Raw genomic sequence first — 25,077 nt, 5'->3', positions numbered from 1 at the left:
CTTCACCTCTCTTCTTTTTTATCTTACTTTATGCTTACCAAATATCCATTTGCAACATCATCAATATGCTTTATATCTTCTATAACTTCTTCAGCAATTGCATCATCTGTTTCTATAATCATAAAGGCTTTTTGTCCTTTATCATGTCTGTATACCCTCATAAAAGCAATGTTAATCCTATACTCAGCCAAAATGGCTGATACTTTCGCTATCACACCAGGCTTATCTATGTGGGAAATAATGATGGTGGTATATTCTCCAGTAAACTCTAGTTCTAGACCATTTATTTCTTTTACTACGATATTGCCTCCTCCTATAGATGAACCTAATATTTCGACCATCGTATTATTTTCCTTTTTCATCACAATCTTTGCTGTGTTAGGATGTACTTCTCCTAAATCCTCCTCTACAAAATGAAAGATAATTCCTTCTTCTGTAGCTATATCAAAGGAACGTCTTAGTCGTTCATCATCAGGATCAAACCCTAGTATCCCTCCTACCAATGCTTTATCTGTACCATGCCCTCTATAGGTTTTTGCAAAGGAACCATGTAACAAAAAAGTAACTTCTTTTATACTTCCACCGGCAATTTTATGCGCTACCTTTCCTAATCTACATGCACCTGCTGTATGAGAACTAGAGGGACCAATCATATTCGGCCCTACGATATCGAAAATGCTATAATCCTTCATTCTTTTTTCCTCCTACCTTTGGATAGTATTAGTATACACGATTCAGGCTTTTTTAATAATCAAAAACTAAAGTAGTGATCACCGACCACTACTTTAATATACTTTCTTACTTTACTACAGCAATTGCTTCAATCTCAACACCAACATCTTTAGGTAATCTTGCCACTTCTACACAAGCTCTAGCTGGCTTAGTTTCTTTGAAATAGTCAGCATACACTTCATTAATTTTAGAAAAATCCTCCATATCCTTGATAAATACAGTGGTTTTCACAACATCATTTAAAGTTAATCCCGCTTCTTCTAAAATAGCTTTAAGATTTTCTAAGACTTGCTTTGTTTGAGCCTGGATATCTCCTTCAACAATTTCCATGGTGTTTGGATTCATAGGTACTTGTCCAGAGACAAATAATAAATCATTTGTCTTTATGGCCTGTGAATAAGGTCCAATGGCTGCCGGGGCTTTTTTGGTATTGATTTCTTGTTTCACATCTACCAACTCCTTTACTTAGTGAGATCACTATATATTTTTAACCATTTACCCTTATTTCATCTAAATAATTATAGATCGTGTAACGAGAAACGCAAAGAATTTTAGCAACGTAATCAATGGCTCCCTTAATTAAAAAAGCTCCTTGTTCATCTAATCTCTTAACGATATTGACTTTTTCTTCTTTATTCATATAGGAGACAGGTTTTCCATATCTCTCTAAGGTATCTGCTACAATATTGATTAGCACATCGTTGACATTATTATGTGGAAAATCGCCTAAATTTACCTCGCCCTTTATATCTGTTTTTACAATTTCTTCAAAGGCTTTTTGAGCTACGATAAATTCAGAAATATCAATGTTGATACATAAACAACCTATGATCTCACCATTTTCATCCCTAATAAACATAGTTGATGACTTTAACACCCTACCATCAGAAGTTTTATTTCTATAGTTTAGTATATTGTCTGCTTCATTTCCTTTTCTAATCGCTTGAATACCTACATCCAACATCGGACTTCCTATGGATCTCCCAGTTACTTCACCATTATAAATCTCTACGATCGTTTTTTTAGAATTTTTAAGTTCATGCAGTACAACTTCACAATTTTTTCCTAGGGTCTTGGCAATGCCTTCTACTACTGGAATAAAACTTTTTAAAATAGGATGCAAATTTCTATCCATAATCTCCCCTCCTTTTTTCCCCTACTTGATTACAATGTTTACTAACTTTTTAGGTACTGCAATCACCTTTTTTACCTCTTTTCCTTGAATAAATTGTTGGATCTTTTCATTTTCTACTGCCAGTTTTTCCATATCCTCTTTTGTAATATTTGCTGGAAGCATCATCTTTTCCCTAAGCTTTCCATTGACCTGTACAACAATCTCTACTTCCTCTTTAACAATGGCTTTCGGATCATAGGTAGGCCACTGTGTTAAATAAATTCTAGTATTTTTACCTATTTTTTGCCAAAGTTCTTCTGTAATATGAGGAGCAAAAGGAGCTAACAGCAAAATAACGGTCTCAATACCTTCTCTAAACAAGGTGCCATTGATGTTGGTTTTGTCAATTTCTTTATATTTATATAAATCATTCACCAGCTCCATAATACCACTGACAGCAGTATTAAAATTAAATCTTCCTTCTATGTCTTCTGTGACTCTTTTAATTGTCTTGTGAATCATATATTGAAATTCTTTATCTTGTTTTGTCATTTCCTCAGTTGTATTGTTTAATAAATCATTTTCTAATGCTTCCTCCACAAGACGCCATACACGGTTTAAAAATCTTGAACAACCCTCTACCCCTTGATCACTCCATTCTAAGTCCCTTTCAGGTGGTGCTGCAAACAGTACAAACAATCTAGCAGTATCTGCACCATATTTTTCAATAATTTCTTCAGGGCTTACGGTATTTCCTTTGGACTTAGACATCTTTGCTCCATCCTTTAAAACCATGCCTTGGGTCAATAGGTTTTTAAAAGGTTCCTCTATGTCTAACAGATTTAAATCCTTGATTACCTTTGTGAAAAATCTTGAATATAAAAGGTGTAAAATCGCATGCTCTACCCCTCCAATGTATTGGTCCACCGGCATCCAATGATTCGTAAGGGTCTTATCAAAAGGCAAATTTTCATTTTTAGGATCAGCATATCTTAAGAAGTACCAAGAAGAATCAACAAAAGTATCCATGGTATCTGTTTCCCTTTTAGCGGTTTTGCCACACTTAGGACAAGAAGTATGAATAAAGGTTTCACTTGTGGTAAGCGGTGATAAACCTTCTCCTGTAAATTTAACATCTAGAGGAAGTTCCACCGGTAAATTTTCTTCTTTAATAGGTACAATACCGCAGGTATCACAATAAACAATAGGTATTGGTGTTCCCCAATATCTTTGTCTAGATAAGAGCCAATCCCTTAATCGATAACTCACCTTTCTTCCACCAATATTTTTTTCTTCTAGAAGGTCACAAATTTTATCGAAGGCTTCTTGGTTCTTTAAGCCGTTAAATTCTCCTGAGTTAATCATGATACCATTACCGGCATAGGCCTCATCATCTGCTGAGCATTCTTTTTCTTCTGATTGAATAACAGGTACTATAGCAATATCATATTTTTTTGCAAAATCTAAGTCTCTTTGATCGTGGGCTGGCACTGCCATAATAGCACCTGTACCATAATCTACCAATACATAGTTTGCAATATAAATCGGTACTTTTTCACCTGATAGAGGATTGATACAATAGCGGCCTATAAAAAGACCTTCCTTTTCTGCCTCTGTTGATGTTCTTTCAATGTCAGACATATGTTGAAGCTTTGTGACAAAAGCGTTAACAGCCTCTTCAAACTCAGTGCCTTTTACTAATTCCCCAACGTAAGGATGTTCTGGTGCTAAAACCATATAAGTTGCTCCAAAGATTGTATCTGGCCTTGTAGTAAATACCTTTAAACTTTCTTGATAGCCTTCAATCTTAAATTCAATTTCTGCACCAGTACTTTTTCCTATCCAGTTTTCTTGCATGATTTTTACTTTATGGGGCCAACCTTCTAGTAATTCTATATCTTCTAATAATTTATCTGCATATTCTGTAATTTTAAAATACCATTGATTTAGCATCTTTTTTCCAACAGAACTATCGCATCTTTCACATTTCCCATTAACAACCTGTTCATTTGCCAAAACTGTCTCGCAGGATGGACACCAGTTCACTCTTGATTCCTTCTTATAAGCTAAACCATGATGGTAAAATTGTAAAAATAACCATTGGGTCCACTTATAATAATCTTGATTACAGGTGGCTATTTCGCGATCCCAGTCATAACTTAATCCTAGCGTGCTTAACTGTTCCTTCATATCATTTATATTTTGTTTTGTCCAAATACCCGGATGAATACCATTTTTGATAGCAGCATTTTCTGCCGGCAATCCAAAAGCATCCCATCCCATTGGATGTAAAACATTAAAACCCTTCATCTTTTTATATCTGGCAATAACATCTCCTATGGAATAGTTTCTAACATGTCCCATGTGAATTTTACCAGAGGGGTAAGGGAACATCTCTAATACATAGTACTTAGGTTGCTCCTCGTTATAGGTAGAAAATAATTTTTCAGTCTCCCATCGTTGTTGCCATGTTGCTTCAATTTTTTTAAAATCATAAGTAGCCATCTACTTAATCTTCCTCCTTCTAGTATTAAATTTTTTCTAAATAAAACAAAAACTTTCATGTCTATTTAGGGACGGAACACAATAGTCCGCGGTACCACCCTAATTGACAGAAAGTCCACTTCTTCGGTTGATAAAGGATTCCATCCTAAATAGCATAAACAAAACCAGGCAAGTTCAACAGCACACTTTATTGATTTTCACCATCCATCAACTCTCTACAAAAGTATCTTCTGTTTACTACTCCTTGTACTATTTTACTTCATTAATATTTTTTAGTAATACATACTTGTTTATTATATATTGTATTTTATTATATATTATTTTCAATTATTTTGTCAATATTTATAATCGCTGCATCCTTCCAAATTCCTTCTATATTATAAAACTCCCGATCTTCTTTATAAAGTATATGGATAACAATATCCCCATAATCCAATAGAACCCATCTTCCAGAAGTATAACCTTCTTTATGTAAAACATACACTCCCTCTTCCTCTAATCGATCCTGAATTTCATCTGTAATTGCCTTTACTTGCCGAATAGAAGGGGTACTGGTGATGACAAAGTAGTCACATAAGGTAGATATACCGTTCAAATCTAATACAGTTATATTCTGTCCTAGTTTATCATCAATATGTTTCACTATTTTTGTTACTAGGCCAAAGGTTTCGTTTTTCATTTAACTCCTCCTCATATTATATAAATAACTTAGCCAATACACCTAAGTACATGATATAAATAAACAACATACTAAAACCCATCGTGCGATTAATTGCTCCTTTTAAAAAGCCTCCTAAAACCAAAATTACCATCATTAGCAAAGCTACTGGAATATCCAAGTATAAGGATTGAGGCACATTATGAATCGTTGCTCCCAACATGATGTTTTCATAGTTGATAACAATTCCTTTTTCCCCCAATTTTGAGCATACCCCTAATACCATGACCATGTCAAGGATATTTGCGCCTAAAATATTTCCTACAGATATTTCTCCATGACCTTTTATCACAGAGCCTATAGCTGTAGTTAGTTCAGGAAGAGAAGTACCTAAAGCAATCAGTGTTAAACTTATTACCTGCTGCGGTACGCCTACCAACTCCGCAATAATAATTCCATTATTCACCAATAACCTTGCTCCCACAGTGATAAATAAAGCACCTATGATAAATTTTCCTATATTTATTTTTGTATTACTTTTATCTAAATTTGCAGTAGCGTGGTATTCCCTATTATTCTTTCCATTCCCTCTAAACTCTAGTATATTCATCACAATATATATAAAAAATAACAAAATAAATAGATTTCCTTCTTGAGGTGTAATAATCGTATCTTTCGCTAAAAATAGCAATACGATGCCGCTGATTAGCATAAAAAAACCTTTAACAGCAAATTTACTAGGCTGAATTTTTATAGGTGACAGTAAAGCAGTTAATCCTAATATAAGGCCAATATTACAAACCATGGAACCCACCACATTACCTATCGCAACATCATAGTAATGTTGATAGGTTGCAATAGAAGAAACCAACAGCTCAGGTAGTGTTGTTGCTATACTTACAATTGTGGCACCAATCAATACATTAGGTACTCCCGTTACTTTGGCCACCCAAACAGCAGATTCTACAAACCAGTCACCACCTTTAATAATGATGACTACACCTAAAGTAAACAGCAAAAAAACCCCTAAGTTTCCCATATTGTCCCCCCTATTACTCACTTGCATAAGTAATCTCCTTGCTAGATAAAAATGTCTTTTGTTTCAAAGAAATTTGCCATTGTCTTCAATAAATGTGTACAGTTATAATATATTTAAATTCCTTAAATATATGTCAATTTCTCTAAAACAAAATTCTTTTAGGGGAGACTTTTGAAGAGCTAATTTGTAGTTAAATCTTTTCCTATAATAATGCGGATATCTACTGTCTCTATCTCCTTTTCTGCTTCTATAAGTTTTTTTATTCCTAGCGTTTTACTAAGTTTTTTTGCCTCTTTTTTATGCCCAATACGGTAGATTATAAAAGATTCAACGACATCATTAGCATCATAATTTCCTATGGAAGCCACTGAAATTTTTTCATCTTCCAACTTTTTAGCAAAAGTTGCTGCTACACCACTTACACCACATCCATTTAATACTTCAATTACACTATCTAGCTTTGACTGTGTTGTTAAATAATTTTCTTTTATAGTAAGGATATCTTGTTCCTTTACAATGTAATAAGAAGTACCGTTTACCATTGCAGGGGTTCCTGGTAATGTTAACTTAGTAATCTCGTCAATCTTTGCTCTTAAACTCTGTACACCCAAAGAAAATATTTTAGCTTTTGGTATATCGGTGTCGACATTATTATAAAAAGTTTTTGTTAGTGTAGGAACTTTAAAGATAATCATTGGTGACATCACTTTGTCCATCAAAGCATGTACAAATCTTTGCTGTGCTTCAATTCTTCCTAAATCCTGATTGGCATAACCACTCCTGAAACGCAAAAAATGAAGGGCATCTTTTCCCTTTAAAGTCTGTGGCCCCTTCTTAATATCAATGTAAAGAGGTGGATCATCATAAGGGTCAGAATACTTCATATCTATAGGCACATCAACTGTTATCCCACCCAATGCTTCTACCAGTTCCTCAACAGCTTTATAGTTTATTCTAGCATAATAGTGGATAGGGATGTCCAAAAACTCCTCAACTGTGTTAACTAGCAGTTCTGCGCCTCCATAGGCATGGGCATGATTAATTTTTTCAGGAGATCTTCTACCTGAAATGTTCACTCTGGTATCCCTTGGTATAGAAATCAATACTGGATTTTTCCCATCTGTACTGAAAAGCATAATAGTGTCTGCTCTAGTAGCTTGGCTTTTTTGTGATTCTAAGGCATCTACCCCAAAAACTAGGATGTTTGTTCGATGGCTAGACCTACTACTATTTATAAAAAAAGCCCCCACTGCTAAAGCAATGACAATCACTAAGATAAAGCCCATCGGTCTTTTTCTTCGTTTTGCCCGTTTTCCCATATTTCACCTCTTTAATAAAATACTTAGCATCTTTTCTTAATATTTTTTTAGTTTTTTTAACATCTCATTGCGAGCAAAAAGCGTATTAGGATGCAACAGTTTTTCAATGCTCAAAACATAAATAATCGTATTGTTTAATGCTTGAAGCACTGCTTTATCTAAATCCTCTTTAGCAGTCTTTCTTAGTTGATCTACACCAGGATAATTTCTACCCTCTTCAATAAAATCTGCTAAATAGATGATTTTTTCCAATTTGCTCATATTTTCTCCGCCAGTTGTATGATTTTCTATCGCCTTTAAAATGTTCTGATGGTCTATATGAAATTTGTTCTGCGCAATAGAGGCTGCAACCTTCCCATGCAGAAGTTCATGGGCTTCAAACATAATAGGATCAATTGTTAAGTGATGTTTTGCAACATAGTCTAACAATTGATCTCGTGTATAATCTTTTGCATAATCATGGAGTAAAGCTGCTATAGTAGCATGCAATGAATCTTCACCATACTTTTCTGCTAAATCTATAGAAGCCTTCACAACCCCCATGGTATGTATGTAACGCCTATGATTAATCGTGTCTTTTAATGCCTTCTTAATTTCTTCTATCAGTTGCTCCTTCATATATTACGCTCCTATACTTTATTTTTTTACTTTCTATGCTTAAAGTATATTTTCTAATATTGATATAATTGATTTTTTCTTATATATTCCTCTACACCTTCAGGAACTAGATATTTAATGGTTTTACCTTCTTTTATACGATTTCTAATATCACTTGATGAAATTTCCAAAATAGGCACTGCAACTTTTATGATTCTAGCCTTATATTTTTTAGTAAATAAATCTACTTTTTCATTAAAGTGCACATCACTATACCCCAATCTAGTTGCTACAACAATTTTAATCATCTGTAATACATCTTTATAGCGTTTCCAAGTTTCTACCTCCATAAATGCATCTGTACCAGTAATAAAATACAATTCAACGTCTCCTCCATCATGCTCCAACAGACGTCGCACTGTATCTATTGTATAGGAAGGTCCTTTTCTATTCACCTCAATCGCAGATAGCTTAAAAGTCTTATTACTATGAATAGCAATCGACGTCATCTGTAGCCTATGATGTGCGTCAGTGATATTTTCATGGTCTTTATGGGGGGGATGGCCTGTAGGGATAAAGACAACTTTATCTAAATTCAGTTCATCTAAAGCTGTTTCAGCAATAAATAAATGTCCTAAGTGAATAGGATCAAAGGTTCCCCCCATGATGCCATACCTCTTATTTGCCTTGTGCATCAATGCACCCTCCTCAGTTTTTATCCTTCCAATACATCCTGGAAGTAAATTCGGCTACAATTCAGCGGAAGTAAAAACTCTCCCTGAATTAAGTCTCATTTTATCTTTGGTATTGGCTAAAAAATTTAATGCATCTATCCTTCATACCAAATATCCTTATGAATCGACAGAAAAAAAGGAAATGTGATATTTGGATAAATGCAATTTAAGTTTATCAAATATTGGTTACAATGAAAAGATAAATTTCTTACGAATTACTCTAAAGCCAATTTTGTTTCATGTATTAGTTCCTGTATCAGTTCCTTTACTGTTGTCAATTTCTCTATTTTATGAGCGCTACTGCCTACAAAGATTAGTCCATTTTCCACATTTCCCTTCACTGCTTCAATGAGTGCTTTTGATATACAATAAGGCGTAGTGGCTGGTTCACAAGTTCTTAAGCAATGATAACATTTTTGCACTGGAACATTCCCTATTTCTGTCTTCTTCACAAAAACATTGCCAATTGCCCTTCCGGGTAAACCAGCAGGACTTTTTACTAGCTGAATATTTTGTTCTTTTGCATGAATATACGCTTCTTTATATTTTATATCCGCATCACATTCCTCTGTCGCTACAAACCTTGTTGCCATTTGCACGCCTGCTGCTCCTGCTTTTAAGCATTCCGCGATATCACTTCCATTGTAGATACCACCAGCAGCAATAACAGGAATGGTTTTATTGTATTTATCTTCAAAGGGCTTTATCGCCTGGATAACATCCTTTACAAGATCCACAAGCTTAGGTTTTGTTTCTTGTGTCAACTGTTCCAACGAGAAACCTAGGTGTCCTCCAGCCTCAGGTCCCTCTACAATCATCATATCCGGAGCATAATCATATTTACGATCCCATAACTTTGAAATAATAGCTGCTGCTTTTCCAGAAGATACAATAGGTGCAATTTTGGTTTTAGATTCCTTAATCATACCTGGCAAATCTGTAGGCAGCCCCGCTCCTGAAACAATAAGATTAACTTTTTCTTCTACTGCAGCTGTAACCATATCTTTATAGTTATTGATAGCCACCATGATATTGACACCTAAAATACCACTTGGACTTAGTTCCCTTGCCTTTTTAATTTCTTTTTTCAATCCTCTTATATTTGCGGCATTGGTATTGGTTTCAAAATCTGGCTCTCTAAATCCTATTTGTACGCCAGATATTGTTCCAACCCCCCCTTCGTTAGCTACTGCTGAAGCTAATCTTGATAAAGAAACACCGATTCCCATACCTCCCTGAATAATAGGCACATTTGCCACCAAATCGCCTATTTTTAAAAATGGTAATTGCATATCATCGACTCCTTTTAAATTTTTTGCATCTATTTTACCGTTAAACTAACGATTGATAGTGATGTTATAAAAGCTAATGCTTAAGCATTAGCTTTTAGGTAGTTGTATTTTAGGATTATTTTTTGAAGGTCTATAGATCGTGAATTTGTTCCCAATTGCCTGAACAAACTCAGCCTCTAGAGTTTTTGCTACCTCATTAGCTGTTTCCTTTGTATCTAATAGACTGCTTTCTAAAATATTCACTTTAACAATTTCTCTGCTTTCTAAAGCGTCATCTAGCTGTGTCAAAAAACTATCGCTGACACCATATTTACCAATTTGGGTTATAGGCTTTATACCATGTGCTATTCCTTTAAGATATGTTCTCTGCTTACCTGTTAACATTGATCTACTCCTTTTTACTATATTTCTACTTCTTTTCTGGTTTTTCTTCTGTGGGTCTCATATTCTTTTTCACCTTTTTTCCATCCAGTTCTTACTTTTTCTATTGTAGTAGACTCTGTAGGAATAACAAAATCGTTTTTAGCAAAACAATAATAGGTTTTTGTACTTAATTTGCAATTTTCACAATGTATGCAATTCATTTTTACCTGTAAACCCCCATCTCTTAATCATAATACTCAAATTCAATGTCTTCAATTTTTACAGTATCTCCATTCTGAATGCCCATTGTTTTTAATTCATCAATAATTCCCCGCTTTCTTAGAACTTTATGAAAGTAGCTTAATGAATCCATGCTATCAAAATTCGTAGAGTTCACTAATCGCTCTACAAATTTCCCTTCAATAATAAAGATATCATCTTCTTTGCTAACTGTAAATTGGTATTTATCTTCTTTTTGATATTGATACACTTTTTCGTCTTCTACCACTACATCTTCTATATAGCTTTCCTCTACTTCTTTAAGCTTCTTAGATACATGGATAAATAATTCCTCTAGCCCCTTGTTTGTAGCAGCAGACACTGGAAAAACTTCTATTTCCATAGGCTCTAATTTTTCTTTTAACTTTTGAAGATTTTCTTCAGCTTCAGGAATATCTATTTTATTAGCAGCTACAATTTGCGGCTTATCTGCTAGTTTCCCACTATATAGCTTTAGCTCTTCATTGATTTTATCAAAATCTTCTAAAGGATCTCTACCTTCTACAGCAGCAATATCTATAATATGAATGAGAAGTTTTGTTCGCTCTACATGACGAAGAAATTCATGACCCAATCCAACCCCTTCATGGGCTCCTTCAATCAGTCCTGGTATATCTGCCAAAACAAAACTATCCCCATACTTCGTCTTTACCACCCCTAAGTTAGGTGTTAAGGTAGTAAAATGATAATCTGCCACCTTCGGACTTGCACTAGTAACCACCGAAAGTATCGTAGACTTTCCTACATTAGGAAACCCTATTAATCCAACATCAGCAATCATTTTCAATTCCAAAATAACCGTTAGTTCATCACCATGCTCTCCCGCAATAGCAAATCTAGGCGCTTGTCTCGTTGCCGTCTTAAAATGAATGTTTCCTTTTCCGCCTTTGCCACCTCGTGCAATAACTTTTTTCTCTCCACCCTCTATTAGGTCAGCAATAATAGCTCCTGTTTTTTCATCTTTAATAATGGTTCCAGGAGGAACTTTCAATATTAAGTCTTCTGCATCTTTTCCGTACATGTTCTTGTTTTTACCGTCTTCTCCATTTTGAGCTACATAGTGTTTTTTATACCTAAAATCCATCAAAGTACGCATACCTTCATCTACTTCAAATACAATGTCGCCACCTTTACCACCATCGCCACCTGAGGGTCCTCCAGCAGGAACATAAATCTCACGTCTAAAGGCAACAGCGCCGTCGCCACCTTTACCTGCTTTTAAATGAATCTTTGCTTTATCTATAAACATATTTATTTTCACCCTTATTATATTAAAATTATAATATTTTATTTTACTGTTTTCTATATTTTTATGTAAATTCAATGATTTTATTATAACAACAAAAACTTCTATTACTTCTTATATAGTATTCCAATAAAATAAGGAAATTAAACAAAAACCGCCGTTTGTCGGCGGTTTAATCAACTAGTTTGCAGCATGAATGCTAACTTGTTTTTTGTTTTTTCCTTTTCTTTCAAACTTTACAACACCATCTATTAAAGCAAAAAGTGTATCATCTGAACCTCTACCTACATTTGTACCTGGATGAATTTTTGTGCCTCTTTGTCTTACTAAGATATTTCCAGCAGTTACAAACTGTCCATCAGCTCTTTTTACTCCTAGTCTTTTAGCGATACTATCTCTACCGTTTTTGGAGCTACCTACTCCTTTTTTACTAGCAAATAATTGAAGATCAATTCTAAACATGACTTACACCTCCTTGTCATGAAGATCTATATATTGACAATAGTTTTCTTGAATATTTTTTAGTCCTACCACCATGGTTTCAAATAATATGTTTATCTGCTGTCTTTTTTCTACTGAAATATCTTCAGGTATGTTACAGGTTAAGTAACCATGCTTCATTTTATAAGGCAATTTCACCTTTAATACCTCATATACGCCTAATAACATTGTTTGCGTTAATGTAGAAACAGCAGCACAAACAATATCTCTTCCAGGCTCATCTGCATATGCATGTCCTGAAGTAGTAAAACTAATAATTTCATTGTTTTCATTGCGCTGAATGTCTATTGTAATCATATATTACACAGCCTACGCATTAATTTTCTCAATCATTAACTTTGTATAAGGTTGTCTATGACCTTGTTTCTTTCTAAAGTCTTTCTTAGGCTTGTATTTGAAGATAATGATTTTTTTACCTTTACCTTGCTCAACAACCTTAGCTTCAACCTTAGCGCCATTAACCACTGGATTACCAACAGTTAAGTTACCTTCTTTTGATACAGCTAATACATTTTCGATGGTTACTACATCGCCTTCAGTTGCATCTAACTTCTCAACAAACAATGTATCGCCTTCTTGTACTCTGTATTGTTTTCCACCTGTCTCAATAATTGCGTACATCTTTACACCTCCTCAACCCAGTCTCGCCGAATACTAGGTAACATCGTTTTAAACCCGATCCGTGCGGCTACCTACAGATATATATGATATCATAGCGATTTATCAATGTCAAGCGTCTTACCTAGATTTCTTTTACTAATTTTTCCATTGTTTCTATTTTTCCTCGAGCTTTAATATGCAAATCATTAAAGTGAGCATCTTTTTTTGGTAATACCCATATTTTTATACCATACTCTTCTTCTAATTCTTTTATGACGGATTTATCTTTAAAAATGCCATCATATACATCTGGATTTACTTCAAAAACAATGGCTTCAGCATTGGTATGAATTTTTGTTCTCTTCACTTCTTTTTCTATTCTAAATAATAAGACTTCTTCATTTAATACTTTACCAGTACCTTCGCAACAGGGGCATTGCTTTAGCAATAAAGATTCTAATCGCTGTCTAACCTTTTTTCTCGTAATCTCCACCAAACCAAGAGAAGTCATGCCAAGTATTTTTGTCTTCGTCCGATCTTTATTTAATGATTGCTCCAAAGCCTGCAGGACCCGCTCAACATAGTCTTCATTGGTCATATCAATAAAGTCTACAATGATAATACCCCCTATATCTCTTAGTCTCAACTGTTTGGCTATTTCTTGGGCGGCTTCAAGATTCGTCTTAAAAACAGTATCCTCTAGGTCTATGCTTCCCACATATTTTCCTGTATTCACGTCAATAACCGTCAAAGCTTCTGTAGAATCAATAACAATATAGCCTCCACTTTTTAACCATATTTTCCTTAAAATACTATTTTTAAATTGTGTTTCTATATTATAGTATTGAAAAATTTCCAGTTCTTCATCATAAAGTTCTATTCTACTTTTTAATGCTGGAGAAATTAAATCCACCAGTTCTAATGCACCTTTATAATCCTCTGTGTTATTCATAACAAACTTATCAATGTTTATACTAAATATATCACGAATTGTTCTATCTACCAAGTCAAAATCTTTATAAATCATTCTTGGAGCAAAACCTAACTTTTTTTCTTTTTCAATTTTTTGCCAAAGCTTCAATAAAAACTTAATATCATCATTAAAAGCCTCTTTGTTTTTACCTTCTGCAACGGTTCTAACGATCACACCCATATTTTGAGGTTTTACTTCTTCAACAGCCTTTTTCAACCTAATTCTTTCCTCTTCACTTGTAATCCTTCTTGAAACCCCTAGATAATCAGTATAGGGCATCAATACTAGATATCTTCCTGGTAAAGTAATATGGGTAGTCACTCTAGCTCCTTTCGTACCAATAGGCTCTTTGGTAACTTGAACAATAATTTCTTGACCTGGCTTTATAAGATCTTTTATAGCTATATCTTGAAAAGTCTCATTTTCTTCATACTGATATTCTTGTGGTACAGCATCCTTTACATAGAGAAAACTATTTTTTTCTAAACCAATATCAACGAAAGCCGCCTGCATACCTGGTAATACATTTGTCACTCTGCCTTTATAGATATTTCCCACGATTCTTTTATTATTTTTTCTTTCGATATACAGTTCAACTAGTTCATTGTTTTCTATTAATGCCAGTCGCGTTTCGTTCATAGTAGTATCTACAATAATTTGATTCATGCCACCAACTCCCAATTATATAACTAAAAATATTTTTATTTAAAATCAGCCTTTTAACCCCTTTACGTTTAAAGGAAGATTTGATTTAGGGGAACGTTGTTAAGATTCTATTGTATCTAAAGGTGTCAAATCATGAGGTTTTATTTGCGTCAATAATTCTAATCTATGTACCCTTGTTTTTTCAAGATTTACTTGTAATTCAGCAACTTCCCCAAATTTTTTCACCACTACTTCAGGTTTTAAATTTCCACTACTACCAGTAGCCAGGGTCATTTTCAAGAGCACTTCTTTTTCTACTATTTTAAATACTTTTATCGATAAAATATAAGGTCGTATATTGACTTGTTGTACTTGTTTTTTATTAGACCTTTTATGGTAATTCTTTTTCTTTTTTTCTTTTACTTCTATTATCTCTTCTAAGCTTAGGAACTCTTCTAATTTTTCTTGCAGTATTTCCTCAGGAACTTCCTTCTCAAAAACAACCTTTACAATGTAACTGGAATATTGAATGACAGACATCAAGGAATCTTCCTTTTGGGAGATATATTTACTTTTTGTTATGCATAGCCCCTCAGGTAAAACATGGTTTAGCCTCTCCATAAAATCCTTTAGATCTAGTTTTTCTTCTATCTCTATATCAATATATTCCCCTTCACTGGATACACCAACACCTAATGCAGTGGCAAAAGCCATAATTGGATGGGGATTATAACCCTGTGTATAAGAGATAGGAATATTTCCTCTTCTAAAGGCTCTTTCAAAAAGACGTACTAAGTCTAAATGGGAAATGAAAATCATGTCCCCTTTTTTATGAAACCTTGATCTTATTCTGTACATTAACATATTCCTCCTATAAATCCTTGATTCACACCACAGCCAGAACAGTTTGTCCTACAATCCTGGGTCAATTCTCCTTTTATAGCCCTTTCATTTTCTCTTATAAGAAATTCTTTACTCACCCCAACATCAATATGATCCCAAGGTAATATTTCTTCGTATTCTCTTTTTCTATTGACATAGAAGTTCGGATCTATTCCTACTTTTTCAAAAACTTCCATCCACTTATCAAAGTCAAAATGCTCCATCCAACCATCAAACTTGCAGCCTTCTGCCACAGCTTGTGCTAAAACCTTAGATAATCTTCGATCCCCTCTAGCAAACACCGCTTCTAAAAAACTTGTTTTTGCATCATGATAATTATAGGTAATACTTTTCCTATTTAATTGCTGTCTTAAAAATTGTTGTCTTTCGTCTATTTCTTCCAGCGTAATTTGAGGTTCCCACTGAAAAGGGGTAAAAGGTTTTGGAACAAAGGTAGAGGTACTAATAGTAATATTTAATCCTTTTGCCCTTTGTTCTTTGGGGATGCTATAATACAAATCGATTACCTTAAAAGCAAGCTCTTTAATACCAGCTAAATCCTCCAAGGTTTCTGTGGGTAGTCCCAACATAAAATAAAGCTTTACGCTACTCCACCCTGATTCAAAAGCTTTTTGGGCTGCATTGATTAAATCCTCTTCGGTTAATCCTTTATTGATAACATCTCTCAATCTTTGACTGCCGGCTTCTGGAGCAAAAGTTAGCCCTGTTTTTCTTACTTTTTGTATTTCCTTCACCAGCTCCAGAGAAAAATTATCTAATCTTAAAGATGGTAGAGATATACCTATTTTATCTTTACTGTATTTATCAATAAGATATGTCACGAAGTCATTAAGACTTGAATAATCACTGGTGCTTAAAGATGCCAAAGATATTTCCTCATATCCCGTAGATGTCAATAGGTTCTCAGCCAAAGTAGATAATCTCTCCACAGATTTTTCTCGAACAGGTCTATAAATCATCCCTGCCTGGCAAAACCTGCAACCTCTTGTACAACCTCTAAAAATCTCTAAAGCAACACGATCATGCACTACGTTAAGATAAGGAACGATGATTTTTTCTGGATAAAACACTTCGTCTAAATTTTTTATAATTCTTTTCTTAATTTTAGAAGGCGCGTCTTCTGCTTTGGGCAAAAAGGACTGAATTTTTCCATCTTCATGATAGCTTACTTCATATAAACCAGGAACATAGACACCTGATATTTTAGCAGCTTCCTTTAGAAATCCTTCTTTAATATACTTACCCATTTTAAAACTTTTATATAGTTCTAATAATTCTAATTGTACTTCTTCTGCCTCTCCTAAAATAATAATATCAGCAAAATCAGCAAGAGGCTCAGGATTATAAGCGCAGGGCCCTCCCAATAAAATAATAGGATCCTCTTCTTTTCTTTCTTTACTATATATTGGTACCCCTGCCAAATGAAGCATATTTAAAATATTACTATAGCTTAGTTCATATTGCAAAGTAAAACCAATAAAATCGAAATGCTTTATAGGCTGTCGGCTTTCTAAAGCAAATAGAGGAATATTATTATTGCTCATTTCTACCTCCATATCTAATGCTGGAGCAAAGACTCTCTCGCAGTAAACATCCTCTACCGTATTGATTAAGTGATATAAAATCTGCATACCCAAGTGACTCATACCTACTTCATAAATATCAGGAAAACAAAAAGCATAACGTATGGTTTTTTCTGTAATTGTTTTATGTATGCTATTTAATTCATTGCCCAAATACCTAGCAGGCTTTTCAACCCTATATAGCAAGTCATGAATTTCAACTTTGTTCATTACTGTTCCTCCAGTCAGTTTTTCTTTAGTAGTCAGAACCACAAATGCAGCCCTTAGTATATCAAAGTTCATAGGCGTATGCCTATAAGTATATGATAACATATATAATTTGAAAATATGTTATTTAATAAGAATATTATTTTTTCATCTCTATAAGATCCCCTAATGTCATCCTATAGTTATATTTTATCATAGCATCTAATATCTCACTTTCTGATAGATTTCCCAACACTTTACCCTTAGTATTAATAACCGTCACAAAATGATACTTCCATGTGGAAAATTCTTGTGCTGCCTTTCTAAGATCAATCGATTCTAAAGCAGTTAAATACTTTACATCCATAATTCCTTTCTCCAATAATTGTTTCTTTTTTGTTACAATTTGATAAACTGAAGTATATCCCATCATCTCTTTTTCTTTATTGGTTTGTATATATAAGAAAAAAGCTATACCACATAAAAATAAATTTTCTTGCGCTTTTAAACCAAAATGAAAGCCTGCTAGAAATAAGAGGATAGCTAATATTTTACTACATCTTATAGCTATTTTCGTTGCCTTCTTAAACCCAATTTTGCTGCTTATATAAGCTCTTAGAATTCGCCCACCATCCAGTGGCAAAATAGGGAGCATATTAAATAACCCAATAGTAAGATTCGCAAATATAAAAAAGTATACTAAGTCTATCTGTAATGCTATATAGGACTGTAGTATAAGCGCGACGAGCAACATGATAAAGTTAGAGGTAGGTCCTACAATAGCAATAATCATTTCTTTAAATGGATCTATTTCGAAATAATTATCTACCTTTGCTACACCACCAAAGGGAAAAAGTTCTATTTCTTCTACCATAATGCCATAATATATAGAAGTTAGGGCATGAGCTAGCTCATGAACAATAATAATAAAAGTCATCACGATTAATTGAAAAAAGTATTTATAATAAATACTGAAGATAAAAATAGGTAACAACATATAATTTATTTTTATATAAATGCCAAATAATTTAAATAGCTTCATTATCAATGCCTACCTTAAAGTCTACATACTTTCTGTATGAAAATCAATAAATTCAAAAGGATCTATAGGCTGTCTATTACGCCATACTTCAAACTGCAATTTCCCTGAACTTGTACCAATCACTTCCCCCATAACAACTTTTTGGTTTTTATCTACGATATATTTTTCTAAATTTTTATAAACAGATAGTAGTTCTCCCTTATGCTTGATAATAATATAATTGCCACTAGACTGATTGTAGCCGATTTCCATAACAACACCTTCCTGCGTTGCCAATACATTTTCTCCGGCTTTTCCTTCTATAACAATCCCTCTAGAAATCTTACCTACTTCCTCTCTATCTTGAAAGAATGTAATCACCCTGCCTTCCATAGGTCTAGTAAATTGAATTCTTGAAAATCCACTGAAGTTCACAACCGCTAGTGCTTCTTCTCCTTTTTTTGTTAAACTTACTATACCGTTCTTTATTTGATGGTAGTTTTCAGTAATTTTGAACTCTTTATTAAGGTTATATTCTAGTTTATTCATGATGTAATTTGTCGGTCTTGTATTGATATTTTTTATCATAATGATAGTACATAAGATGATAAGACTTATACTTAATCTAATAAGCGTTTGATAAAGCCATAATCTATAGTCTATACTATCAAAAGCTTCATTATTTTTATTCATATTATTTTGAAAGATGCCTATAGATTGTATCGGCTTATTGCTTTTTCTTAGATTCATTTATATCCCCCTCCTTTGTATATGGATATGCACCTATGAATTTTAGTATACTAAGGGTAAGACCAAGAGCTAACATAATAAAGCTTAAGTATAAAGGCCCATATCTATAGATTTAGTATAAATATATTGTTAAAAACCTTTATTTATTACAGACTGCTATAGCAATTACAATAAAATGAAATTTAATTCAGGGGGAATTTTTATTTCCCCTAAATTATAGCCGAATTTACTTGGAGGATGTAGTGCTTGATCTCCCATTTCTTTTAGAGATAAAAAAGCCATTTATTCTATCTATCAAATAAATGGCTTTTTTATCTCTATTTTTTATTAACATATTTTCTCCATGCTAGATCACCACGTTCTAAAGCTCTTATTAAAATTTCTGCAGTAGCAATATTCGTAGCTACAGGAATCATGTTGACATCACACAACCTTATCAGTGCTTGAATATCAGGTTCATGTGGCTGTGCTGTCAAAGGGTCTCTTAAAAAAATAACAATATCCATTGAATTTGTTGCTATTTCCGCACCTATTTGTTGATCTCCTCCAAGCGGTCCAGATTGAAATCTCTTGACTTTTAAGGAAGTAGCCTCCATAATTTTTTTTCCAGTAGTACCTGTTGCGGATAAATTATGCTTCTTAAGTATATTTTCATAAGCAGTTACAAAGTTGACCATCATATCCTTTTTGTTGTCATGTGCAATAAGGGCAATATTCATAAACAGTCCTTCGCCTCCTGTAGTTATTATCTGCTATTCTGTACGACTTTTATCCTTCATTTTTTTTATAGGGATATTTGCTACCAGTGCTGGTACCAACATATCATCTATGTCTCTTTTTGTTTTTGTTAGTTTAACATCTAGACCACTTTCATCGATTTCAACATAGTCTGATATGATCTTAATAATATCTCCTTTCACCATATCAAGAAAGTGAGGAGAGCAATTTGTTCTATCATGTACCAACACCAGTCTCAATCGTTCCTTTGCTACATTTTTACTTGTTCCACTGTCTTTACCAAAAAACTTTAAAAAATCCATTGTTTTCCTCCTTCCCTACAACTACTTAGCCAAACCAAAAATTTTTTTTATCTTTCTCATAAAGCCTTCACTTGTTTCCATGTTTATAAAAGGTACTTCTTCTCCAGTAATACGTTTAGCAATATTCCTATATGCCTCTCCAGCTAGCGAATTTTTATCCGTTACAGCTGGTTCTCCTTTATTCGTAGATATAACAATAGCCTCATCATCTGGTACTACACCCAAGAGATCAATGGCTAGAATATCTATCATATCTTCAATATTCATCATATCTCCTTTTTTCACCATGTCGATTCTTATACGGTTTATAATTAAAAGAGGGTCCCTTAACTCGGATGCTTCTAGTAACCCTATAATTCTATCAGCGTCTCTAACAGCTGATATTTCTGGTGTTGTAACTACAATAGCCTTATCAGCTCCAGCAATAGCATTTTTAAATCCCTGTTCAATTCCTGCTGGACAGTCTACCAAAACATAATCCATCATATCTTTCAAGTCACTGGTTAGCTTATGCATTTGCTCTGGTGTAACAGCATTTTTATCTTTCGTTTGAGCAGCTGGCAACAAATATAAACCTTCATACCTTTTGTCTTTAATCAGTGCTTGCTTGAGTCTGCATACTCCCTCCACTACATCCACAAGATCATATACAATTCGATTTTCCAGTCCCATGACTACATCTAAGTTTCTTAAACCTATATCAGCATCTATAACCGCAACTTTATAACCTAACTGCGATAAACCTGTTCCAAGGTTAGCTGTAGTTGTTGTTTTTCCAACACCACCTTTACCTGATGTAATAACAATTACTTCCCCCATCATTTATTCCCTCCTGTGCATTAAAATTATTTCACTATTTATTTAAGTAAGGTTCAATATACACCATATTTTGTTTTATCCGTGCAAGTTCTGGATTTTTAGGTTTTTCGTATTTCCCATCAGGTGCTCTCGCAATTACATTGGCAATCCTTAATTGTGCAGGGTCTAAGTAAAGGGCTGCTACACAAGCCTCCATATTGCCATTCGATCCTGCATGTGCTATACCCCTTAAGTTTCCCATTACAACAATGTTTCCCCTAGCAATAACCTGTCCACCAGGATTTACATCTCCTATTACAACTACATTGCCGTCATAATCAACAATCTGCCCTGACCTTACTGTACCTTGAATAAATTTGGTTTTTCCCTCTGTAATTCCTTGAAATACTTCTTCTTTCACTTCAGAAGTCCTAGATATATCTGAATTTTTCACAATATTTAATTTATATCTAGTTATCATGATATCTTCTAATTCTTCTTTTTCCTCATTTGTAAGTATATCACATTTAATCTCAAAAATATTTGCACCCTTAAAAAAAAACTGTGTTTTTTCTAATTTATCGATTAAATGCTTCCTTATCGTTTCAAAATCATAATTAGGTTTAATATGAATAAAAAGGCCTTCCTTTGTTCCTTTAAACTGGATAGCGTTTTTTTCAGGCATGGAACACTACCTCCACTAGTGAATTAAATAATCTATATCCTTTAATTTGTATATTGTATCATTATTATATGATTCTCCAAATATAAGATAAATCCTTCTTAATATTGATAAAAAAAACAATGACAATAGTACTAAAAGCGACAAAAAACATGATTTGCTACAATAATCTATGTAAATCTTTATTTTATGTATTTAAAAACAGGTTAACTTTATCTCGTTAACCTGTTTTCAATAATACTTCCCTCGTTTTCTGTCACTGTATTTAAGCCCATATATTCAGCAACAATTTCTCTAAATATAGGAGCACCATAACCTCCCGATCCCCCTTGAAAAATCAACACAGATATTGCTATCTGAGGATCTTCATAAGGCGCAAAACCCGTAAACCATGAATAGTTATCATAATCATCTTTAAAGTGATCTAAATTTGCTCGGGGATTTAAACTTCTGATGGCTTCCCTCATAGCATAGCCTTCATCTTGATATCTGGGATTATCCTTATTCTCCTCCATTAGTTGCAAGGTTTTATGCTCCACAGCAGCTTCAGTTACACCAAAGGCTCTTAAATGTCGTTTTAAATATTCTACCTCATCTATTGGTGGAATTTTTCCTTCTCTTTGAGCAGTTCCTGTTTTTGCAGCCACTTTAATAGGAAAGTTTCTAAAGTAATTTCTTGCTGTACCTGTCTCTGTTACTAGATACATCCCGTAATTTATCTCATCTAAATTACTATAATCATTTAGTTCTATACGCTCCACTAATTCTGGTGGATATTCTATTGTATTACTTCCCTCATAACTTTGGGTTTTTCTTATTAAACTCAGATTGTATCTATAACCACCGTTAGCCAGTATCGCCATATAGTTTGCCATCTGTAAAGGTGTATAGGAATGCTCACCCTGTCCTATAGAAAAGTTCATGGTATCAGCTACACTCCATCTTGCTTGGTTAAAGTAACTATATTTTGCAATATCTGTATATATTCCAGCTTTATCTTCTCTGATACCTAGGTCTATCATTCTATTGTATATCATGGATCTTGATGGGTTTTCTTCAGCCCAGCCTACAATTTCTTCTATCATCTCTGTCAATAACTCCGATGTTGGATTTACCTTTGTTTCATCTAAATCCTCTAATTTCATTTGCCTTCTTAAATGATTCCTTAACATAGCTTTTACAGTTCTAGTTTTATTTTCTACACTCGGGACACCACCAGACCTCTCTCTAGGCACATCCATTTCTATACCAGTTCTGTCATTTAATCCAAACCTTTTTGTATAGTCTGTTAAGATGTCCATATTCATCTGTATAGGTAGGGATCTCCCGATACCATAATCATAGCCATTGGCTACGGAATAAAAATAATAGTTATTAGAATCAGCGATAGCTTGATGTAGATTTTGATATCCCATCGTAGATCTACTCTGATTCCATAGCCAGTTACCAAAGCTATGTCCTCCCACCTGAATAAATCCTCTATCCAGTATTTTATATTCAGGACTTAAGCCTTGTTCTATAGCAGCTAAACCCACAATCATTTTAAATGTAGACCCTGGCTGTATCGCTGTACTTGTTGCAATATTTTGTAAAGGTCTTGGCGCTAGAGGGTCTCTTTCATTTTCCGGCATAAGACTTTGCCAATCGGCAGAGCTAATTCCCGTTGCAAATAAATTTGGATCATAGGAAGGATAGTTAGACATTGCCAGCACTTCTCCGTTTTTTATATCTGTTACTACAACAGAACCTGATGTAGCATTTTTCATTACACCACTTCTACCGACTAAACGATCGCTTCCCCACTGGGTTGTATAGGTGCCCCCTGCTTGAATGGTTTTTAATACCTGCTCCAAAGTTTCATCTGCCACACGCTGTAGATTAGCATCTATGGTTAAATGTACACTGTCTCCAGGTATAGATTCCTCTCTTTTCAGTTCCTCAATCAACCTTCCTACAGAGTCAACAATCACTCGTCGGGACCCGTCTTTCCCTTTTAAAGTTTCCTCAAATTTATGCTCTATGCCTGATTTTCCAATGATATCTGTAGGCAAATAACCTAGTTCTTTTACATATCTATCGATTTCTTGCTGTTGAGATATTTTGCCTAGATACCCTAATATGTGGGCAGCAAGCTGTCCTTCTGGATAATATCTTATAGGCTCTACCGCTATATTTACTCCAGGAAGATTGATGATATTTTCTTCGATCTCTGTTACAGATGCGTCTGAGATATCCTGTGCTATTCTAACAGGCTGGTACTGTAAATACCCCTGCTTTCTTAGCTGTTCTCTTACAACCATGATTTTTCTAGCTTCTATATCAGAATAACTTTCTGGTATTTTATAGGTTTTAGTTCTTAACAATTGAAAAGCTTCCTCAGCTGATGTTTCTATATCTCTTATATTGTAGCTTTCTAGCCATTGTCCTTTTCTCATTTCCTCTGTAAATTTCCAAGTTCTGATAGAGATTGGGACGCTTAAATTTGGAATTTTTATAAATTCTTGCTGCGCCTCTACTGGATCTGTTTCTGCTATATTGTAACGTCTTCTCAAAATTTCAAAAGCCTCTCTAGCATCTTCCACTTCAACAAGATCGTTTCTTTCTTTCCATGTTTGAACTTCTAAATCATAGGTAAATATATATTCCCCTTCTTCTGTAAAAATAATAGGAAATTCATCATTATATTGATCTTCGTTTTTTTCTAAAATATTAATTACATTTAGTGCTACTTCATTGATTTTTTCATCCACGACTTCATTCTTCATCATTTGAACAGTAAAGCTTGGACGATTCCCAGCCAGTAGCCTCCCATACCTATCTCGGATTTCTCCTCTAGCTCCAGGCAAAGGTATTGTTTTAAAAATTCTGTTTTCTGCCTGCTCTCGATAGTGTTCTCCCTGCACAATCATAATTGTTGCAAGTCTAAATAAAATAATAACAAAAATCAAGGAAAATATCAGTATCGTTACATTGTATCTATTTTCAAGTTTATTAAGCATCATCTCTCATCACCATTCTAATATCTACTTCTTTTTGTTTTGAAAATTTTTGATACATAAATATATACTAAAAGAGAAAAAATAGAATTGTATAACACTTCCACAACAAGCATATTTCTAAAAATGCTCAAGAATTGTAAGTTATAACCTAGAAAATAAACAAAAAATAATCCTATACAATAATAAAGTACAGTAGCTAAGGATGTAAATATAAAAGGAATAGCTAAGTTTTCTTTAAATATATTTCTATTTATAGCGTTAATAATATAACCTATAACCATATATATCAGAGCATTTATGCCTATTATTTTTCCAAAAATAATATCTTGCAATATCCCAATAATACATCCTAATAAAGCACCATGATTTTTCTTGCTATTAATTGCAAAACATACAACTAATATAAGGCTAGTATTTGGCATGACATTATAGATACCTATATAATGCAATACTGGCTGCAAAATAATATTTATAATTATTATAAAACAAATAAGAAGTGTTTTCAATTTTGTTAAGCC

27 protein-coding genes and 1 other annotated feature are annotated in these 25,077 nt (G+C 33.9%); all 27 genes read right to left on the bottom strand.

Annotated features, from left to right (window positions below; all coding sequences use genetic code 11):
- Positions 1 to 23 precede the first annotated feature (23 nt).
- The 27 genes from sdaAB to mreD all read right to left on the bottom strand — a co-directional run bounded on the left by sdaAB (position 24) and on the right by mreD (position 25,065).
- Positions 24 to 692 carry an L-serine ammonia-lyase, iron-sulfur-dependent subunit beta gene (gene sdaAB / locus BJL90_RS14060; protein ID WP_070969244.1) on the bottom strand — a complete coding sequence of 223 codons (669 nt, stop codon included), beginning with the start codon at positions 690 to 692 and terminating at the stop codon, positions 24 to 26.
- A 106-nt stretch (positions 693 to 798) separates the two neighbouring features.
- Positions 799 to 1,179 (bottom strand): RidA family protein, encoded by a 381-nt coding sequence (locus tag BJL90_RS14055; RefSeq protein ID WP_070969241.1) that lies wholly within the window; start codon positions 1,177 to 1,179, stop codon positions 799 to 801.
- 40 nt (positions 1,180 to 1,219) lie between these two features.
- On the bottom strand, positions 1,220 to 1,867 hold the full coding sequence (locus tag BJL90_RS14050; RefSeq protein ID WP_070969239.1) for a helix-turn-helix transcriptional regulator: 648 nt from the start codon (positions 1,865 to 1,867) through the stop codon (positions 1,220 to 1,222).
- Between the two features lie 21 nt (positions 1,868 to 1,888).
- Entirely contained in the window at positions 1,889 to 4,351 is a 2,463-nt protein-coding gene (leuS, locus tag BJL90_RS14045; protein ID WP_070969236.1) for a leucine--tRNA ligase, read from the bottom strand.
- 64 nt (positions 4,352 to 4,415) lie between these two features.
- Positions 4,416 to 4,605: a binding site (T-box leader), on the bottom strand.
- A 56-nt stretch (positions 4,606 to 4,661) separates the two neighbouring features.
- Positions 4,662 to 5,030, bottom strand: coding sequence for a ribosome silencing factor (rsfS, locus tag BJL90_RS14040; RefSeq protein WP_070969233.1), 369 nt, complete (start codon positions 5,028 to 5,030; stop codon positions 4,662 to 4,664).
- Positions 5,031 to 5,046: 16 nt separating this feature from the next.
- Complete coding sequence (locus tag BJL90_RS14035) at positions 5,047 to 6,048, bottom strand: calcium/sodium antiporter (protein ID WP_070969231.1); 1,002 nt, start codon at positions 6,046 to 6,048, stop codon at positions 5,047 to 5,049.
- 179 nt (positions 6,049 to 6,227) lie between these two features.
- Positions 6,228 to 7,367 (bottom strand): LCP family protein, encoded by a 1,140-nt coding sequence (locus BJL90_RS14030; protein WP_070969228.1) that lies wholly within the window; start codon positions 7,365 to 7,367, stop codon positions 6,228 to 6,230.
- 36 nt (positions 7,368 to 7,403) lie between these two features.
- Positions 7,404 to 7,985: a bis(5'-nucleosyl)-tetraphosphatase (symmetrical) YqeK gene (gene yqeK, locus BJL90_RS14025; RefSeq protein WP_070969224.1), complete on the bottom strand. Its 582-nt coding sequence runs from the start codon at positions 7,983 to 7,985 to the stop codon at positions 7,404 to 7,406.
- Between the two features lie 53 nt (positions 7,986 to 8,038).
- Positions 8,039 to 8,659, bottom strand: a complete 621-nt coding sequence (gene nadD / locus BJL90_RS14020; protein WP_070969220.1) for a nicotinate-nucleotide adenylyltransferase — start codon at positions 8,657 to 8,659, stop codon at positions 8,039 to 8,041.
- A gap of 254 nt (positions 8,660 to 8,913) precedes the next feature.
- A complete protein-coding gene (locus tag BJL90_RS14015) occupies positions 8,914 to 9,990 on the bottom strand; it encodes an NAD(P)H-dependent flavin oxidoreductase (RefSeq protein ID WP_070969217.1) in 1,077 nt (358 codons plus the stop codon).
- 87 nt (positions 9,991 to 10,077) lie between these two features.
- The gene (yhbY, locus tag BJL90_RS14010) at positions 10,078 to 10,374 is read right to left on the bottom strand and encodes a ribosome assembly RNA-binding protein YhbY (RefSeq protein ID WP_070969214.1); all 297 of its coding nucleotides are present in this window, start codon (positions 10,372 to 10,374) and stop codon (positions 10,078 to 10,080) included.
- Positions 10,375 to 10,391: 17 nt separating this feature from the next.
- Entirely contained in the window at positions 10,392 to 10,574 is a 183-nt protein-coding gene (locus BJL90_RS14005) for a hypothetical protein (protein ID WP_070969211.1), read from the bottom strand.
- A 23-nt stretch (positions 10,575 to 10,597) separates the two neighbouring features.
- Entirely contained in the window at positions 10,598 to 11,881 is a 1,284-nt protein-coding gene (obgE, locus tag BJL90_RS14000; RefSeq protein WP_070969209.1) for a GTPase ObgE, read from the bottom strand.
- A 177-nt stretch (positions 11,882 to 12,058) separates the two neighbouring features.
- Positions 12,059 to 12,340, bottom strand: a complete 282-nt coding sequence (gene rpmA, locus BJL90_RS13995) for a 50S ribosomal protein L27 (RefSeq protein ID WP_070969206.1) — start codon at positions 12,338 to 12,340, stop codon at positions 12,059 to 12,061.
- A gap of 3 nt (positions 12,341 to 12,343) precedes the next feature.
- Complete coding sequence (locus BJL90_RS13990; protein WP_070969204.1) at positions 12,344 to 12,676, bottom strand: ribosomal-processing cysteine protease Prp; 333 nt, start codon at positions 12,674 to 12,676, stop codon at positions 12,344 to 12,346.
- A gap of 12 nt (positions 12,677 to 12,688) precedes the next feature.
- Entirely contained in the window at positions 12,689 to 13,000 is a 312-nt protein-coding gene (gene rplU / locus BJL90_RS13985) for a 50S ribosomal protein L21 (RefSeq protein WP_070969201.1), read from the bottom strand.
- A gap of 121 nt (positions 13,001 to 13,121) precedes the next feature.
- On the bottom strand, positions 13,122 to 14,618 hold the full coding sequence (locus tag BJL90_RS13980) for an Rne/Rng family ribonuclease (RefSeq protein ID WP_070969198.1): 1,497 nt from the start codon (positions 14,616 to 14,618) through the stop codon (positions 13,122 to 13,124).
- Between the two features lie 99 nt (positions 14,619 to 14,717).
- Positions 14,718 to 15,455: a TIGR03936 family radical SAM-associated protein gene (locus tag BJL90_RS13975; protein WP_070969196.1), complete on the bottom strand. Its 738-nt coding sequence runs from the start codon at positions 15,453 to 15,455 to the stop codon at positions 14,718 to 14,720.
- Positions 15,455 to 17,293 carry a TIGR03960 family B12-binding radical SAM protein gene (locus tag BJL90_RS13970; protein ID WP_070969193.1) on the bottom strand — a complete coding sequence of 613 codons (1,839 nt, stop codon included), beginning with the start codon at positions 17,291 to 17,293 and terminating at the stop codon, positions 15,455 to 15,457. Before BJL90_RS13970 ends, BJL90_RS13975 begins: the two co-directional genes overlap by 1 nt.
- Before the next feature lie 136 nt (positions 17,294 to 17,429).
- Entirely contained in the window at positions 17,430 to 18,311 is an 882-nt protein-coding gene (locus tag BJL90_RS13965) for a site-2 protease family protein (protein WP_070969190.1), read from the bottom strand.
- 21 nt (positions 18,312 to 18,332) lie between these two features.
- Entirely contained in the window at positions 18,333 to 19,040 is a 708-nt protein-coding gene (locus BJL90_RS13960; RefSeq protein WP_070969187.1) for a murein hydrolase activator EnvC family protein, read from the bottom strand.
- A 317-nt stretch (positions 19,041 to 19,357) separates the two neighbouring features.
- On the bottom strand, positions 19,358 to 19,759 hold the full coding sequence (gene mgsA / locus BJL90_RS13955; protein WP_070969184.1) for a methylglyoxal synthase: 402 nt from the start codon (positions 19,757 to 19,759) through the stop codon (positions 19,358 to 19,360).
- A 33-nt stretch (positions 19,760 to 19,792) separates the two neighbouring features.
- Positions 19,793 to 20,080, bottom strand: a complete 288-nt coding sequence (gene minE, locus BJL90_RS13950; RefSeq protein ID WP_070969181.1) for a cell division topological specificity factor MinE — start codon at positions 20,078 to 20,080, stop codon at positions 19,793 to 19,795.
- 21 nt (positions 20,081 to 20,101) lie between these two features.
- Positions 20,102 to 20,899 (bottom strand): septum site-determining protein MinD, encoded by a 798-nt coding sequence (gene minD / locus BJL90_RS13945; RefSeq protein WP_070973251.1) that lies wholly within the window; start codon positions 20,897 to 20,899, stop codon positions 20,102 to 20,104.
- 34 nt (positions 20,900 to 20,933) lie between these two features.
- The gene (gene minC / locus BJL90_RS13940) at positions 20,934 to 21,563 is read right to left on the bottom strand and encodes a septum site-determining protein MinC (protein ID WP_070969178.1); all 630 of its coding nucleotides are present in this window, start codon (positions 21,561 to 21,563) and stop codon (positions 20,934 to 20,936) included.
- A gap of 209 nt (positions 21,564 to 21,772) precedes the next feature.
- Positions 21,773 to 24,562 carry a penicillin-binding transpeptidase domain-containing protein gene (locus BJL90_RS13935; protein WP_070969176.1) on the bottom strand — a complete coding sequence of 930 codons (2,790 nt, stop codon included), beginning with the start codon at positions 24,560 to 24,562 and terminating at the stop codon, positions 21,773 to 21,775.
- Positions 24,563 to 24,576: 14 nt separating this feature from the next.
- Positions 24,577 to 25,065 (bottom strand): rod shape-determining protein MreD, encoded by a 489-nt coding sequence (gene mreD, locus BJL90_RS13930; RefSeq protein ID WP_070969173.1) that lies wholly within the window; start codon positions 25,063 to 25,065, stop codon positions 24,577 to 24,579.
- Between the last annotated feature and the right edge of the window lie 12 nt (positions 25,066 to 25,077).

This window comes from Clostridium formicaceticum (assembly GCF_001854185.1).
Lineage (GTDB): Bacteria > Bacillota > Clostridia > Peptostreptococcales > Natronincolaceae > Andreesenella > Andreesenella formicacetica.
Note: the sequence above shows the minus strand (reverse complement) of the source record. Positions and strands in the feature narration are given on the sequence as shown.